Genomic DNA, 13,363 nt, shown 5'->3' on the forward strand with positions numbered 1-13,363 from the left:
CGGTGGCGGGGCCCGCGGCGGGCGCGGCGGCCGGCCACGGCCGGGTGCAGGTGCGCCCGGCGCGGGCGGACGACGCGGCGGACCTGGCCCGCGTGCACGTCGCCGCGTGGCTCGGGGCCTACCGCGGCCTGCTGTCCGACGCGTTCCTCGACGCCCTGGACGTGGCCAGCGTGGAGCGGCGGTGGGACGGCCTGCTCGCCGACGGGCTGCGCCCCCACCTGCTCGTCGGCGTCGTCGCGGGGCGCGTGGTCGGCTTCGTGAACTCCGGTCCCGCGTTCGAGAGCGTGCCGGACGGCGAGGTGTACGCCATCTACGTCGAGCCAGACGCGTGGGGGACGGGCGCGGGGCCGGCCCTCCTCGCGGCCGCCGAGGACGAGCTGCGCGGCCTCGGGCACCGGGAGGCCGTCCTGTGGGTGATGCCCGGCAACGCCCGGGCCCGCCGCTTCTACGAACGGTCAGGCTGGGCGCCGACGGGGCTGGAGGCGGTCCACGACGCTATGGGGCTGAGCGTCGACGTCGTGCAGCACGCCAAGACGCTCGACGCCTGAGCCCCGCGCGCTCTGCCTGAGCCCTGCCCTCCCGCAGCGCCGCCCGGGCCGTTCGGGGGTAGCGTGCGACGTGGCACCCCCCGGCCACGTCCATGCACTCCGACGTGGGGAGGCCCCGTGCAGACGACTCGTCGCAGCGGCCTCCGGCCGGGTTGTGTGGCGCCAGGTCTCCGGAGCCCGGGGCGACGATGAGCCCGGCCGGCCCGACACACGCCCGGTCCGCCCGCTCCCGCACAGCCGCGTGGCTGGTGGCGACGGCACTCGTCGCCATGGTCGCCGCCGTCGTCGCGGCGGCGCTGCTCAGCCCCGCGATGCGCTCCGAGCCGGCCAAGCGCGAGCCCGAGGCCACGCCCGTGACTCGCGCGGTGGTGGAGCGTCGCGCGCTCGGCGACGAGGTCCCGACGTTGCGGGGCACGCTGCGCGCCACCACGACGATCTCCGTCAGCGCGCCAGCGCTCACCCCGCCCGTCGCGCGCCTGGTGGTGACCGACGCGCCCGCGGACGTCGGGACGGTCGTGTCGTCGGGGAACGTGCTCATCGGGATCTCCGGGCGCCCGATCATCGCGCTGGCCACCGACGTCCCCCTGTACCGGCCGCTGTACCCCGACGACACCGGGGAGGACGTGCGACAGCTCCAAGCGGCGCTGGCCGAGCTGGGGCTGTACGCGGGGGAGGTCGACGGCGTCTTCGGCTCGCTCACCGCCGAGGCGGTCACCGCGATGTACGCGCAGGTGGGCTATGAGGCGCCCGCGCCGGAGGCGCAGCGCGTCGCCGCGCTCGAGCAGGCGGAGGACCAGTGGGCGGCCCTCGCCGCGGCCGAGGACGCCGCTGCGGAGGGCGACGGCGCCGGCGGCCCCTCCGCCCACGACCGGACGGCGGCATGGCGCCAGCTCACCCGCGCGCGGGACGACGCGGGCGCATGGCTGCCGCTCGACGAGGTGGCCCACGTCCCCGACGGCGGAGCGCTGGTGACGAGCATCACCGAGATGGGCTCTGTGCTCGCCCCCGATCAGACGACGGTGGCGGTCCTCGTCGGAGGCCAGCCCGTCTTCACGGTGCGCGCGCCCGCCGGGCAGGCGGCAGTGTTCGGCGCCGGCGAGCGCGTCCAGGTGCGGGCCGCCGACGGGTCGGCAGTCGTCTCGGGGACGGTGCAGCACGCGGCGACGGCGACCGGCACGGCGACCGGCACGGAGGGCGGCGCGAGGGCTGATGCCGACGCCGGCGAGCTCGTCATCGTCGCCCCGCGGGCGGCGGAGGCCGGGCTCGCCGACGGCGCGCAAGTCGTCGTGACCCCGGAGGGCCGCGTCCCGCCCGCGCCCGCCCTCGTGGTGCCGCCCGGCGCGGTCCGGGAGGACGAGGGCGGCCGCTACGCCCTGGTGGCCGCGGCCGACGGCGCGCGGCACGGTAGTGAGAGGAGCGCGCGACCCCCGGGGCCTAGAGGCGAAGGGTGGCCGGCGGCGTCAGATGGGTATACGGGAGGGCGCCCTCGTGGTGCCGCTCGGCGCGGTCCGGGAGGACGAGGGCGGCCGCTACGTCCTGGTGGCCGAGGCCGACGGCGAGCCGCGCCGCCTCGACGTCGACGTCGGCGCGCGCCGGAACGGCTATGTCGAGCTGCTCGTGGACGGCGGCCTGCGCGTGGGAGACGAGGTCCTGCTCGGGGGCCCCGACGCCCGTGCTGGGACCGGGTGAGGTCTCCGGGCGCGGGCGGGTAGCATCCGTGACCGTGCGAGCACCGCAGCGATCCAACCGCGCCTACCGCAACGTCGCCCGCGTGATCCGGCCCCTGCTGCTGGCGATCACGAAGCGCGACTGGCGGGGCGTCGAGAACCTCCCGGCCACCGGGGGGTACATCGCCGCGGCCAACCACATGACGAACTTCGACCCGCTGACGTTCGCGCACTTCCTGTACGACAACGGGGTCGCGCCGAAGATCCTCGCGAAGTCGTCGCTGTTCACGATCCCCGTGGTCGGGCGCATCCTGGCCGCCACCGGCCAGATCCCCGTGCACCGCAACACTGTGCAGGCCGGGCAGTCCCTCGACGCCGCCGTCACCGCGCTGGCCGAGGGGGAGTGCGTCGCGGTCTTCCCCGAGGGCACCCTGACCGGCGACGCCGACCTGTGGCCCATGGTCGGCAAGACGGGCGTCGCCCGGCTCGCGCTCACCACGCGGGTCCCCGTCATCCCGATCGCGCAGTGGGGGCCGCAGGACGTGCTGGGCCGCTACGGCAAGGTGTTCCGGCCGATCCCGCCCAAGCCGGTCACGGTGGTCGCTGGCCCCCCGGTGGTGCTCGACGACCTCTACGACCGGCCCTTGGACACGGCGACACTGCGTGAGGCCACGGGCAGGGTCATGGCGGCCATCACCTCGCTGCTCGAGGAGATCCGCGACGAGAAAGCCCCCGCGGAGACCTACGACCCGCGCCGCGCGCGGCAGGCGGGCGAGGCGTGAGCGCCGGGGCGGCCGGCCTGCGGGCCGCGGTGCTGGGCACCGGGAGCTGGGGGACCACGTTCGGGGCCGTGCTGGCCGATGCGGGCTGCGAGGTGGCCCTGTGGGGCCGTGACGCCGCCACCTGCGAGGCGATCACCCAGGAGCATCGCAACGAGCGTTACCTGCCCGGTATCGACCTCCCCGAGGGCATGACCGCGTCCACCGACGCACGGGCCGTCCTCGACGGCGCCGACCTGGTGGCCATCGCGATCCCGTCGCAGAGCGTGCGGGCCACCCTCGAGCCGCTGCGCGAGCACTTTCCGGCCGGGGCCGTGGCGGTCAGCCTGATGAAGGGCGTCGAGCTCGCCACCGACCGCCGCATGAGCCAGGTCGTCGCCGAGGCGCTCGGGCTCCCCGCCGAGCAGGTCGCCGTCGTCTCCGGCCCCAACCTCGCCCGCGAGATCGCCGAGCGGCAGCCCACCGCGACAGTCGTGGCCTCCACCAGCCCGGAGACCGCCGCGCTCGTGGCCCGGGCCTGCGCGTCCGCGTACTTCCGGCCCTACACCAACGACGACGTGGTGGGCGTCGAGCTGTGCGGCGCCGTGAAGAACGTCATCGCGCTCGCCGTCGGGATCTCGCAGGGCCGTGGCCTCGGGTACAACACCATGGCCACGGTCATCACCCGTGGGCTCGTGGAGATCAGCCGACTCGGGCTCGCGCTCGGCGCCCAGCCCGCCACGTTCCCCGGGCTCGCCGGCCTAGGCGACCTCATGGCGACCTGCGCGTCGCCGGACTCCCGGAACCACTCGCTCGGCGTGCACCTCGGGCGGGGGATGACCCTCGCCGAGGCGCTCGAGGCCACGGGCGGAACCGCCGAGGGGGTGAAGAGCTCCCGGTCGGTGCTCGAGCTCGCGCGGTCCGTGGGCGTGGAGATGCCCATCACCGCCGCCGTGGTGCAGGTGCTGCACGAGGGGCTGCCCGTCGAGGAGCTCGCCCCGCTGCTGCTGTCCCGCCCGCACAAGGCCGAGCGGGTCTGACGACCGAGCGCCTCTAGCCGGCCAGCGGGACTGACCTCAGGCCCCGGCGACCTCGTCCGCGAGCTCCCCGGCGGCCGGCTCTGCCGTGCGTGTCGCGCGCAGGGCCTGGTCGAGGTCGCGCCACACGTCCTCCACGTCCTCGATGCCGACGGACAGCCGCAGCAGGTCCTCGGGCACCGTGAGCGACTCGGTGGCGAACCGGCGCCGGCGCTCCAGTGTCGACTCGACCCCGCCGAGGCTCGTCGCCGGCACCCACAGCCGCACCGCGCGAGTCACCGCGTCGGCCGCGTCGGCGCCGCCGCGCGGGCGCACCCCGATGATGGACCCGAACCCGTTCATCAGGCGGGCGGCCCGCTCGTGGCCCGGATCGCCCGGCAGGCTCGGGTGGCGCACCTCCAGCACGTCCGGGTGCTCGGCGAGGCGGCGGGCGAGCTCGACGGCGGTGGCCTGCGAGCGCTCCACCCGCAGGGCCAGCGTGCGCAGGCCGCGCAGCGCGAGCCACACCTCGAATGGCCCGGCGATGGCGCCGTGCAGCGTGCGGTGGGCCAGCACGCGGGCGTGCAGCGCCGCGTCGTCGGCCAGCACCGCCCCGAGCACCACGTCGGAGTGGCCCGCGAGGTACTTCGTCACCGAGTGGACCACCAGGTCCGCGCCCAGGGACAGCGGGCGCTGGCCCAGCGGTGTGGCGAAGGTGTTGTCGACGGCGACCAGCGCGCCGACGGCGTGGGCGCCCGCCACCAGCGCGGGCAGGTCCGCGACCTCGAGCATCGGGTTCGTGGGCGACTCGACCCACAGCATCGACGTGGGGGCGGCCGACAACTCGGCGAGGACCGCTGCGGTGTCGTCGATGTCCACGAGGACCACCTCGACGGACGAGCGCTCGGTGAGCTCCTGGGCGTAGCCGAGGGTCACCTGGTACGAGTGGCGCGGCATGACCACGCGCCCACCGACCGGGACCAGGGAGAACGCCGCGGCGATGGCCGCCATGCCCGAGCCGAAGACCAGGCCCGGGCGGGTCGAGCCCTCAAGCGCCGCCAGGGCTTGCTCGAACGGCTGCCAGGTCTCGGTGCCGCCCCGCGCGTACAGCAGCTCGCCGGGTCCGGGAACGCCCGTCGAGACGTAGGTCGAGGACAACACGAGCGGGGGGTTCAGCGGGGAGCCCTGTGCCCGGGCGGGGCGGCCGGCCGTCACCGCGACGGTCGCCGGGGACAGGTCGGCAGGCTCATGGGGCATACGCGCAGATTACTCGCGCCGCTGTGCCGGGGGGATCGGGCTGCAGCCAGCGGACGCCGAGATGTCCGGTCTTGCCGGTCCGTGGCGCGACCCGCGGTAAGGTCGCACGCGATGGAGACGAGCACGCAATCCCACGACATCCCCACGACCCCGGCCCCTGTGGCGCGACCACGCGTCCTGCTGCTCTTCGGCGGCCGATCGGGGGAGCACGCGATCAGCTGCGCGACGGCCGGCGGCGTGCTGCGCGCGATCGACGCCGACCGCTACGACGTGCTCGCCGTCGGCATCACGCCGACGGGCCGCTGGGTGAGCGTCGACCCGGACCCGGACCACTGGGCGATCACCGACGGCCGGCTGCCCGAGGTCGCCGACGCGCCCGAGCGCATCCTGCTGCCGCAGTCTGCTGACGAGCGCTCCGTCCACGTGCTCGACGGCGGCGGCCTGCCGCGCGACCTCGGCCAGGTCGACGTCGTGTTCCCGCTGCTCCACGGGCCGTTCGGCGAGGACGGGACGCTGCAGGGCATGCTCGAGCTGGCCGACCTGCGCTACGTCGGCGCCGGGGTGCTGGCGTCGGCCGTCGGCATGGACAAGCAGTACATGAAGCTCGTCCTGGCCGGGCAGGGGCTGCCCGTCGGCCCCTACACCGTGCTGCGGCCCGGCGAGCTGGAGCGCGACCCCGACGGCGTCCTCGCGCGGGTCGCCCCGCTCGGGCTGCCGCTGTTCGTCAAGCCCGCGCGGGCGGGCTCCAGCCTGGGCATCACCCGCGTGACCGACTTGGCCGACCTGCCCGCCGCGGTCGCCGAGGCCCAGCGCCATGACCCCAAGGTGATCATCGAGGCCGCCATCGTCGGCCGGGAGATCGAGTGCGCGGTGCTTGGCAGCCCCGGGGTCGAGCGGCCACGGGCGTCGCTGCCCGGCGAGATCGTGGTGACCGACGTCAAGCACGACTTCTACGACTTCGAGGCGAAGTACCTGGCCGAGGCCGATGTCGAGCTGCGCTGCCCGGCCGACCTGCCCGCCGAGACCGTCGAGCGGGTGCGCGACATCGCGGTGCGCACATTCGAGGCCGTCGACTGCGAAGGGCTGGCCCGGGTCGACGTGTTCGTGACCGAGGCCGGCGAGGTCATCGTCAACGAGATCAACACGATGCCCGGCTTCACGCCGTTCTCGATGTACCCGCGCATGTGGGAGGCGTCGGGGCTGCCCTACCCCGAGCTCGTCGACGAGCTGCTGCAGCTCGCGCTGAACCGGCCCACCGGGCTGCGCTGAGCCACGTCGCCGGCCGCCTGTCACAGGCAGGAGCGGGTGGCCTCCACCTGGGCGATCGCTGGCCCGAACTGGTCCACGAAGCTCGTCGAGTGGCTCGCGGTGACCTCGGCGGGCACCACGACCTCGACGGCGGGATCGCGTCCGTAGGTGGTGAACGTCCAGTCCGCGGCGCCGTCGGCGTCGGGCTCGCCGGCCACCGTGACCCAGTCCACCGACGGTCCGCCCGGAGTCTCCACGGTGACGCAGCGGTCGGTGGTGGGCCCAAGGGGCTCCACGCCGCAGCGCAGCACCACGGCGGACGTCGTGGACCCCCATGCGGCGCTCGCCTGGCTCGTGGTGTCCATTCGCTCGAGGTCCCCGAGGGCGTCGGGCAGGGCGAGCACGATGCTCGCGCAGTCGGGCTCCTGGGCGTGGGGCGCCGCCTGCACCGACACCGCCGACGTGCAGCCGGCGAGCAGCAGGAGCCCCGAGGTCGCGGCGAGCGCTGAGACCGCCGGTCGGATCGCCGTCGCGCGGCGGTGGCGTCGTCGTGCGGGGTGTCTTGTCCCCACGTGCACCGGGTTCACGCCGCCACGCTAACCCGGCCCGGCCGGTCCCGATGACCATGCGGCCCCAGGGCGTGCCCGGGGAACGTCACGTCGGCCTGGCCGGGATACCGTGACGCAGTGACCGCACCCGACGACCCCACCGTCGCCGACCTGTCCGAGGACGCGATCCTCGCTCGGATCTTCCCCCACCTGCCGCAGGCCCCGGGCACCGTGGTGCCGCCGGGCGACGACGCCGCAGTGGTCCTCGCGCCGGATGGGCACGTGGTCGTGTCCACCGATGTGCTGGTCGAGGGCCGGCACTTCCGGCGCGAGTGGTCCAGCGGCGCCGACGTCGGCTGGCGCGCGGCGGCGCAGAACCTCGCCGACATCGCCGCGATGGGCGCACGGCCCACGGCCCTCGTCGTGGCGCTCGTCGCCCCCGCCGACCTGCCCGCGTCCTGGGTGGAAGGGCTCGCGCGCGGGCTCGCGGCCGCGTGTGAGCCGCATGGCGCCGGGGTGGTCGGCGGTGACCTGTCGGGCGGCCCGGCGGTGGTGGTGTCGGTGACAGTGCTGGGCGACCTCGAGGGCCGCGCCCCGGTGCGCCGCTCGGGCGCGCGGCCCGGCGACGTCGTCGCGCACGCGGGTGTGCGGGGCCGCTCGGCCGCCGGCCTGGCCCTGCTGGCCGCGGACCGGGCCCTGCTGGACCCCGGGCTGGTCGCCGCCTACCTGCGCCCCGACCCGCCCGTCGGCGCCGGTGTCGCCGCCGCCCGATCGGGGGCGAGCGCGATGCTGGACGTCTCGGACGGGCTGCTGCGCGACGCCGGCCGGATCGCCGGGCCGAGTGGCGTGCGGGTCGACCTGGACCCCGTGGAGCAGGCCTTCGCCGTCGACCTCGGGCGCCTGTCGGCCGTCGCCGACGCGCTGGGCGCCGACGCGCGCGGCTGGGTCCTCACCGGAGGCGAGGACCACGGGCTGCTCGCCACGTTCCCGGCGGGGACGGCACTGCCGGCTCCGTTCCGGTCGATCGGGCGGGTGCTCCCGGCAGGGGAGGGCGCGTCGGTGACGGTGGGCGGCGCCGCGCCCGGGGTCGACGGCTCCGGGTGGGACCACTTCGCCCGATAGCCCGGGCCTGGAAGCGGCGTCAGCCGCGGCGGTAGCGGACCTGGAGCAGCTCTGCCCCGCCCACGTCCTCATAGCGCTCGGTGCCGTCGGCCTGGAACCCGTTGCGGCGGAAGAAGTGGCGTGCCCGCTCGTTCTCGGCGAGCACCCACAGCGCCAGGGGGAACGTGCCGCCGACCTCATGCACCACCGTCCGGGCCAGGTGGCGCGCGACGCCGTGCCCCCAGGTCCCGGGGTCGAGGCACATCGAGTAGATCTCGCGCTCACGCGGACGGGCGTCCTCGTCGCGGCTGGGGCCGACCGTCACGAAGCCGAGCAGCGTGCCCTGCGACTCCGCGATCCACGTCCGGACATGGTCGTGCGGGCCGGTCTCCAGGTGGCGCACCCACTCCTCGGCGCGGGTCTCCGGGTCGAGTGAGGCGAGGTGCGCGGCGGGCACGATGCTCTCGTACGCCTCTTGCCACGACCGCACGTGGACGCGGGCGATCGCGGGCGCGTCGTCCACCTGGGCGATGCGGATGGTCACCTCGTCGAGATCGTCCGGCATGCCCTCACCCTGCCACATCGCCCCTCGGCGCATCAGGCTGAGCAGCACGAAGGCCCGTGAGGATCTCCTCACGGGCCTTCGTGGCAATACGGGAAATGCTCAGATAGCGCGCTGGACCTTGCCGGCCTTGAGGCACGAGGTGCAGACGTAGAGCCGCTTCGGGGTCCCCGCGACGACGGCGCGCACACGCTGGATGTTCGGGTTCCAGCGACGCTTCGTCCGCACGTGAGAGTGCGAGATGCTGTGCCCGAAGCTCGGGCCCTTGGCGCAGACTTCGCAGTTGGCAGCCACGGTGTTCTCCTGATTCGGTCTTGACACGCCGCAGCGCGGCGAAGTTCTGGTCCGGGGGCGGGCGCACAACCCGGAATGGGGCGCGACCCGTGCCCGGACGCAGCCGGGCAACCGCTACAGACTAGCCCACCTCGCCGATGGACCCAAACGTGGGCGCCATGCGGCATCGTGGGGCCCGCACAAGCCGGAGGGAGGACGGGATCGCGTGACACTGCTCGACGGGTCTGCTGTGCGCGCGTGGGCGCATGCGGCGCAGGAGGCGCTGGCCGCCGCGCGCGACCGCATCGACGCGGTCAACGTGTTCCCGGTGGCCGACTCAGACACCGGCACCAACCTGCACCTCACGGTCGCGGGCGGGGCAGCCGAGGTCGCCGCGCTGAGACCTCCACATGGGTCGCCCGAGGGCGCCGGCGACGTGGCGCGCGCGTTCGCCCGCGGCGCCCTGCTCGCGGCCCGCGGCAACTCCGGGGTGATCATCAGCCAGTACCTCGCCGGGCTGGCCGACGCGCTGCCCGGCCAGGCCGACGGCGCGCAGGTCGCCCAGGCGCTCGCCGCCGCCGCGACAGCCGCCGCCCGCGCGGTCGCCGATCCGCAAGAGGGCACAGTGCTCACGCTCGCCCGCGTCATGGCCGAGGCCGCGACGACGGCCGCCGAGGGCCAGGGGCAGGGCCACGACGTCGAGGGCGTCCTGCGGGCCGCGACCGAGCGGGGGCGCGCGAGCCTCGGCACGATCAGCGCGGCGCATCCGCAGCTGCGCGCCGCCCATGTGCTGGACGCCGGCGCCTGCGGGCTCCTCGTGCTCGTCGAGTCGCTCACCCGGGTGCTGGCGGGCCGGGGCCACGAGCCTCCCGACCTCGACTGGCTCCCGGCGTCGGGGCCGCAGCCCTTCGCGCAGCCGCTCGCCGGGGGCGCCTATGAGGTCATGCTGCTGGTCCGCGCGGACCCCGCGAGCGACATCGGCGACCAGTTGCGCGCGCGGATGCAGGCGGTGGGGGACTCAGTCGCGGTGGTGGGGGTCGAGGGGGTCTGGAACGTGCATGTGCACACCGACAGCCCGGCGACCGCGGTCTCCCAGGCGGCACTCCTCCCGCCCGACCACGTGGTGGTTCTCCCGCTCCGCCCCCACCCCCCCGAAACGTCTGCCCCCCCTGCTGACCGCTGCACCCGCCGCTGCGCCCTCCGCGGCGCGTGGTGGGGGTCGAGGGGGTCTGGAACGTGCATGTGCACACCGACAGCCCGGCGCTCGCGATCTCCGAGGCGGCACTCGGCACGCGCGACCAGGTGGTGGTCCGCCTGCTCACCCCCGACCACCCGGAACGGCATGCCGCGCATGACGACGCGGCTGTCGACCGTGCGGCCGTCGCGGGCGATGTCCCACTCGGCGAAGGCCCTGCCAGTGAGCCGCTCGGGGTCGTCGCCTGCACCGGCTCCGCCGAGCTGGCCGCGGCGCACGCCTCGGCCGGGGCCGTCGTCGTGGTGCGGTGCGACGGCGAGGAGATCGGCGTCCGGCACCTGGAGCGCGCGCTCACCGACGCCGGGTCGCGGCATGTCGTGGTGCTGCCCGGCGACGCGGCCACCGCCGACGTCGCGCGGTCCGCGGCCCTCACGCTCGCGTCGGCAGGGGTGCGGGTCGACGTGCTCGACGCCTTCGACGAGCTGCGGGTGCTGGTCGGGCTGCTCGCGCTGCACGAGGGCCCGGAGGACGCAGCGGGGCGGATCGCGGCAGGCGCCGCCGCGCTGGGCCGGCTGCGGACGTCAGCCGTCGGGCAGCCGGACGCGGCCGCGCTGGACGCCGCGCTCGACGAGCTCGTGGCGGGTTGCGGCGGCCCGCCGGAGTCACTCACGGTGCTGCTGCGCGAGGCCGTCGACGACGGGCTGCGCGCCGAGATCGAGGCCGCCGCGGCACGGCGCCGCCTCGAGCTGACAGTGGCCGTCGCCGGCTCCGGGGACGGCCTGCCCGGCGCCTGGCTGGGAGTCGACTGATGGCGGGGAGCCGTCACGGGGAGGCGAGCAGATGAGCGTGCCCGACGACGCCGTCGTGCGGCCAGGCGCCCGGATGGACGAGCCGCTGGCCCGGGTGCTGGGGGAGCGCAGCGCCGCCCCGCTGGCCAAGCTGGGCCTGCGCACCACCGGGGACCTGCTGCGGCACTACCCGCGCCGGTACTCCGAGCCGGGCACGCTCACCGACCTCGCGAGCCTGGCGATTGGCGAGCACGTGACGGTCATGGCGCAGGTGCAGCAGGCCACCGTCCGCGAGATGCGCTCCCGCGGCGGCGCCATGCTGCAGGCCGTCGTCACGGACGGCTCGCGCAACCTCCACCTGACGTTCTTCGCGAAGCGCCGCGGCGCGCTGCGCGTGCACGAGCAGCGCCTGCTGCCCGGCCGCACCGGGATGTTCACCGGAGTCGTCTCGGACTACCGGGGGCAGCGCCAGCTCACCCACCCCGACTACCAGCTCGTCGGCGTGGACGCCGACGACGAGGCAGCCGCCCTGGTCGAGGCGAGCCGGCCCATCCCGATCTACCCCGCGTCCGCATCGGCCCCGACGTGGCGCGTCCAGCGTTGCGTGCGGACCGTCCTGGACCCGCTGACCGACGCCGACCTGCCCGACCCGTTGCCCGAGCAGGTGCGCGCGCGGCGCGGGCTGGCAGGGCTGCGCGAGGCGCTCGGGCTCGTGCACGAGCCGTACGACGACGACCAGTGGCGCCGTGGGCTGGACCGGCTGCGCTTCGAGGAGGCGTTCGTGCTGCAGGCCGAGCTGGCCCGGCGCCGGGCGCGCACGGCCCAGCAGGAGGCGGTGGCGCGGCCCCGGGTCTCCGGCCGCCTGCTGGACCTGTTCGACGAGCGACTGCCGTTCACGCTGACCGCCGGGCAGCGCGAAGTCGGCTCGGTGCTGGCCGAGGAGCTCGCGGGAGCCCACCCCATGCAGCGCCTGCTGCAGGGCGAGGTCGGCTCCGGCAAGACGGTCGTGGCGCTGCGCGCGATGCTGCAGGTTGTCGACGCGGGCGGCCAGGCGGCGCTGCTGGCGCCCACCGAGGTGCTCGCCGCGCAGCATGTGCGCACCCTGCGGGCGCTGCTCGGGGACCTCGCCGAGGGCGGGTTCCTGGGCGGCACGGACGTGAGCACCCGGGTCGCCCTCCTCACCGGGTCGCAGGGAGCCGCGGCGCGCCGGGAGAACCTGCTCGACGCGGCCAGCGGGCGCGCCGGCATCGTGGTGGGCACCCATGCGCTGCTCACCGACACCGTGCAGTTCGCCGACCTCGGCCTGGTGGTGGTCGACGAGCAGCACCGCTTCGGCGTGGAGCAGCGCGACCTGCTGCGCGCGAAGGCCGCCCAGACCCCGCACCTGCTGGTGATGACCGCCACGCCCATCCCGCGCACCGTGGCGATGACGGTGTTCGGCGACCTCGAGACCTCCACCCTGCGCGAAATCCCGGCCGGGCGCAGCGGGGTCACCACGCATGTGGTGCCCGCCGACAACGCCGCCTGGGTGGAGCGCGCCTGGCAGCGCGTGCGCGAGGAGGTGGACCGCGGTGGGCGGGCATACGTGGTGTGCCCGCGGATCGACCCCGACGACGTGCGGGGCGCCCGGCGCGGTGGCGACGACGACGGCGCGGACCTGCTCGCCGAGGACCTCGACGCCGGTGTCGGCATCGGCGACCCGGCGGATGGCCCGGGGGCAGGGGGCCTGCCAGCCCGCCAGCTGCGCTCGGTCGTGGAGGTGGCCGCCGAGCTGCGGGCCCGCCCCGCGCTCGCGGGAGTGCCGGTGGGCGAGCTGCACGGGCGCATGGGCCCGGACGAGAAGGAGCGGGCGCTCGCGGACTTCACCGCCGGGCGGGTCCCCGTGCTCGTGTCCACGACGGTGATCGAAGTCGGCGTCGACGTGCCCGAGGCCACCGTGATGGTGGTGCTCGACGCGGACCGGTTCGGCATCTCCCAGCTCCACCAGCTCCGTGGGCGGATCGGCCGCGGCTCGGCTCCGGGTCTGTGCCTGCTGGTCGCGAGCGCGCCCGACGGCACCCCGGCCGCCACCCGGCTCGCGACCCTTGCCGCGACCTCCGACGGCTTCGAGCTGGCGGCCGTCGACCTCGGGCTGCGCCGCGAGGGGGATGTGCTGGGCGCGGCGCAGTCCGGCGCGGCGAGCTCGTTGCGCCTGCTGCGGGTGACCCGCGACGCGCAGGTGATCGCCGACGCGCGCGCCGACGCCCGCGAGCTCGTCGACGCCGACCCCGAGCTGACCGGATGGCCGGCGCTGCGCGCGGCGATCGACCAGCAGCTCGCCGGGGAGCGCGAGGAGTTCCTCGACCGCGCCTGACCGTGCGGCGCGGCTGGGCGATGACGGCGGTGGGGCTGGCGGCGCCCAG

Annotated in this window: 12 protein-coding genes and 1 pseudogene; 9 read left to right on the forward strand and 4 right to left on the reverse strand. The window is 75.7% G+C overall.

Annotated elements, in window-relative coordinates; translation table 11 throughout:
* Window positions 1–2 precede the first annotated feature (2 nt).
* From BN3788_RS14060 to BN3788_RS14075, 4 genes are all read left to right on the forward strand, one after another.
* A complete protein-coding gene (locus BN3788_RS14060; RefSeq protein ID WP_066587497.1) occupies window positions 3–548 on the forward strand; it encodes a GNAT family N-acetyltransferase in 546 nt (181 codons plus the stop codon).
* A gap of 188 nt (window positions 549–736) precedes the next feature.
* Complete coding sequence (locus BN3788_RS14065) at window positions 737–2,260, forward strand: peptidoglycan-binding domain-containing protein (RefSeq protein ID WP_066587499.1); 1,524 nt, start codon at window positions 737–739, stop codon at window positions 2,258–2,260.
* 11 nt (window positions 2,261–2,271) lie between these two features.
* Complete coding sequence (locus BN3788_RS14070) at window positions 2,272–2,997, forward strand: lysophospholipid acyltransferase family protein (protein WP_066589411.1); 726 nt, start codon at window positions 2,272–2,274, stop codon at window positions 2,995–2,997.
* Window positions 2,994–4,013 carry an NAD(P)H-dependent glycerol-3-phosphate dehydrogenase gene (locus tag BN3788_RS14075; RefSeq protein ID WP_234346661.1) on the forward strand — a complete coding sequence of 340 codons (1,020 nt, stop codon included), beginning with the start codon at window positions 2,994–2,996 and terminating at the stop codon, window positions 4,011–4,013. Before BN3788_RS14070 ends, BN3788_RS14075 begins: the two co-directional genes overlap by 4 nt.
* Window positions 4,014–4,049: 36 nt before the next feature.
* On the opposite strand, the gene BN3788_RS14080 is transcribed toward BN3788_RS14075, so the two are convergent.
* A complete protein-coding gene (locus BN3788_RS14080; protein ID WP_066587502.1) occupies window positions 4,050–5,246 on the reverse strand; it encodes a trans-sulfuration enzyme family protein in 1,197 nt (398 codons plus the stop codon).
* A gap of 111 nt (window positions 5,247–5,357) precedes the next feature.
* Here BN3788_RS14080 and BN3788_RS14085 point away from each other — a divergent pair, with 111 nt between their 5' ends.
* Entirely contained in the window at window positions 5,358–6,515 is a 1,158-nt protein-coding gene (locus BN3788_RS14085; RefSeq protein ID WP_066587504.1) for a D-alanine--D-alanine ligase family protein, read from the forward strand.
* Between the two features lie 20 nt (window positions 6,516–6,535).
* On the opposite strand, the gene BN3788_RS14090 is transcribed toward BN3788_RS14085, so the two are convergent.
* Complete coding sequence (locus BN3788_RS14090) at window positions 6,536–7,081, reverse strand: DUF3515 family protein (RefSeq protein WP_234346662.1); 546 nt, start codon at window positions 7,079–7,081, stop codon at window positions 6,536–6,538.
* 99 nt (window positions 7,082–7,180) lie between these two features.
* Here BN3788_RS14090 and BN3788_RS14095 point away from each other — a divergent pair, with 99 nt between their 5' ends.
* Window positions 7,181–8,164, forward strand: coding sequence for a thiamine-phosphate kinase (locus tag BN3788_RS14095; RefSeq protein WP_066587506.1), 984 nt, complete (start codon window positions 7,181–7,183; stop codon window positions 8,162–8,164).
* 19 nt (window positions 8,165–8,183) lie between these two features.
* On the opposite strand, the gene BN3788_RS14100 is transcribed toward BN3788_RS14095, so the two are convergent.
* Together BN3788_RS14100 and rpmB are read right to left on the reverse strand one after the other, a co-directional pair.
* Window positions 8,184–8,780 (reverse strand): GNAT family N-acetyltransferase, encoded by a 597-nt coding sequence (locus tag BN3788_RS14100; RefSeq protein WP_234346663.1) that lies wholly within the window; start codon window positions 8,778–8,780, stop codon window positions 8,184–8,186.
* Window positions 8,781–8,807: 27 nt separating this feature from the next.
* On the reverse strand, window positions 8,808–8,999 hold the full coding sequence (rpmB, locus tag BN3788_RS14105; protein ID WP_066587508.1) for a 50S ribosomal protein L28: 192 nt from the start codon (window positions 8,997–8,999) through the stop codon (window positions 8,808–8,810).
* Between the two features lie 307 nt (window positions 9,000–9,306).
* Here rpmB and BN3788_RS20210 point away from each other — a divergent pair.
* The 3 genes and pseudogenes from BN3788_RS20210 to BN3788_RS14120 all read left to right on the forward strand — a co-directional run.
* Window positions 9,307–10,065, forward strand: a pseudogene (locus tag BN3788_RS20210) (DAK2 domain-containing protein); the annotation flags it as partial.
* A 149-nt stretch (window positions 10,066–10,214) separates the two neighbouring features.
* Window positions 10,215–10,982 carry a hypothetical protein gene (locus BN3788_RS14115; RefSeq protein ID WP_147525132.1) on the forward strand — a complete coding sequence of 256 codons (768 nt, stop codon included), beginning with the start codon at window positions 10,215–10,217 and terminating at the stop codon, window positions 10,980–10,982.
* A gap of 31 nt (window positions 10,983–11,013) precedes the next feature.
* Window positions 11,014–13,314 (forward strand): ATP-dependent DNA helicase RecG, encoded by a 2,301-nt coding sequence (locus BN3788_RS14120; RefSeq protein ID WP_066587515.1) that lies wholly within the window; start codon window positions 11,014–11,016, stop codon window positions 13,312–13,314.
* Window positions 13,315–13,363 lie beyond the last annotated feature (49 nt).

This window comes from Cellulomonas timonensis (assembly GCF_900046455.1).
In the GTDB taxonomy this organism is placed as follows: domain Bacteria; phylum Actinomycetota; class Actinomycetes; order Actinomycetales; family Cellulomonadaceae; genus Cellulomonas_A; species Cellulomonas_A timonensis.

Coding starts and splice junctions, on each gene's coding strand:
- BN3788_RS14065 (WP_066587499.1), top strand. CDS start 737: ATGAGCCCGGCCGGCCCGACACACGCCCGGTCCGCCCGCTCCCGCACA.
- BN3788_RS14080 (WP_066587502.1), bottom strand. CDS start 5,246: ATGCCCCATGAGCCTGCCGACCTGTCCCCGGCGACCGTCGCGGTGACG.
- BN3788_RS14085 (WP_066587504.1), top strand. CDS start 5,358: ATGGAGACGAGCACGCAATCCCACGACATCCCCACGACCCCGGCCCCT.
- BN3788_RS14120 (WP_066587515.1), top strand. CDS start 11,014: ATGAGCGTGCCCGACGACGCCGTCGTGCGGCCAGGCGCCCGGATGGAC.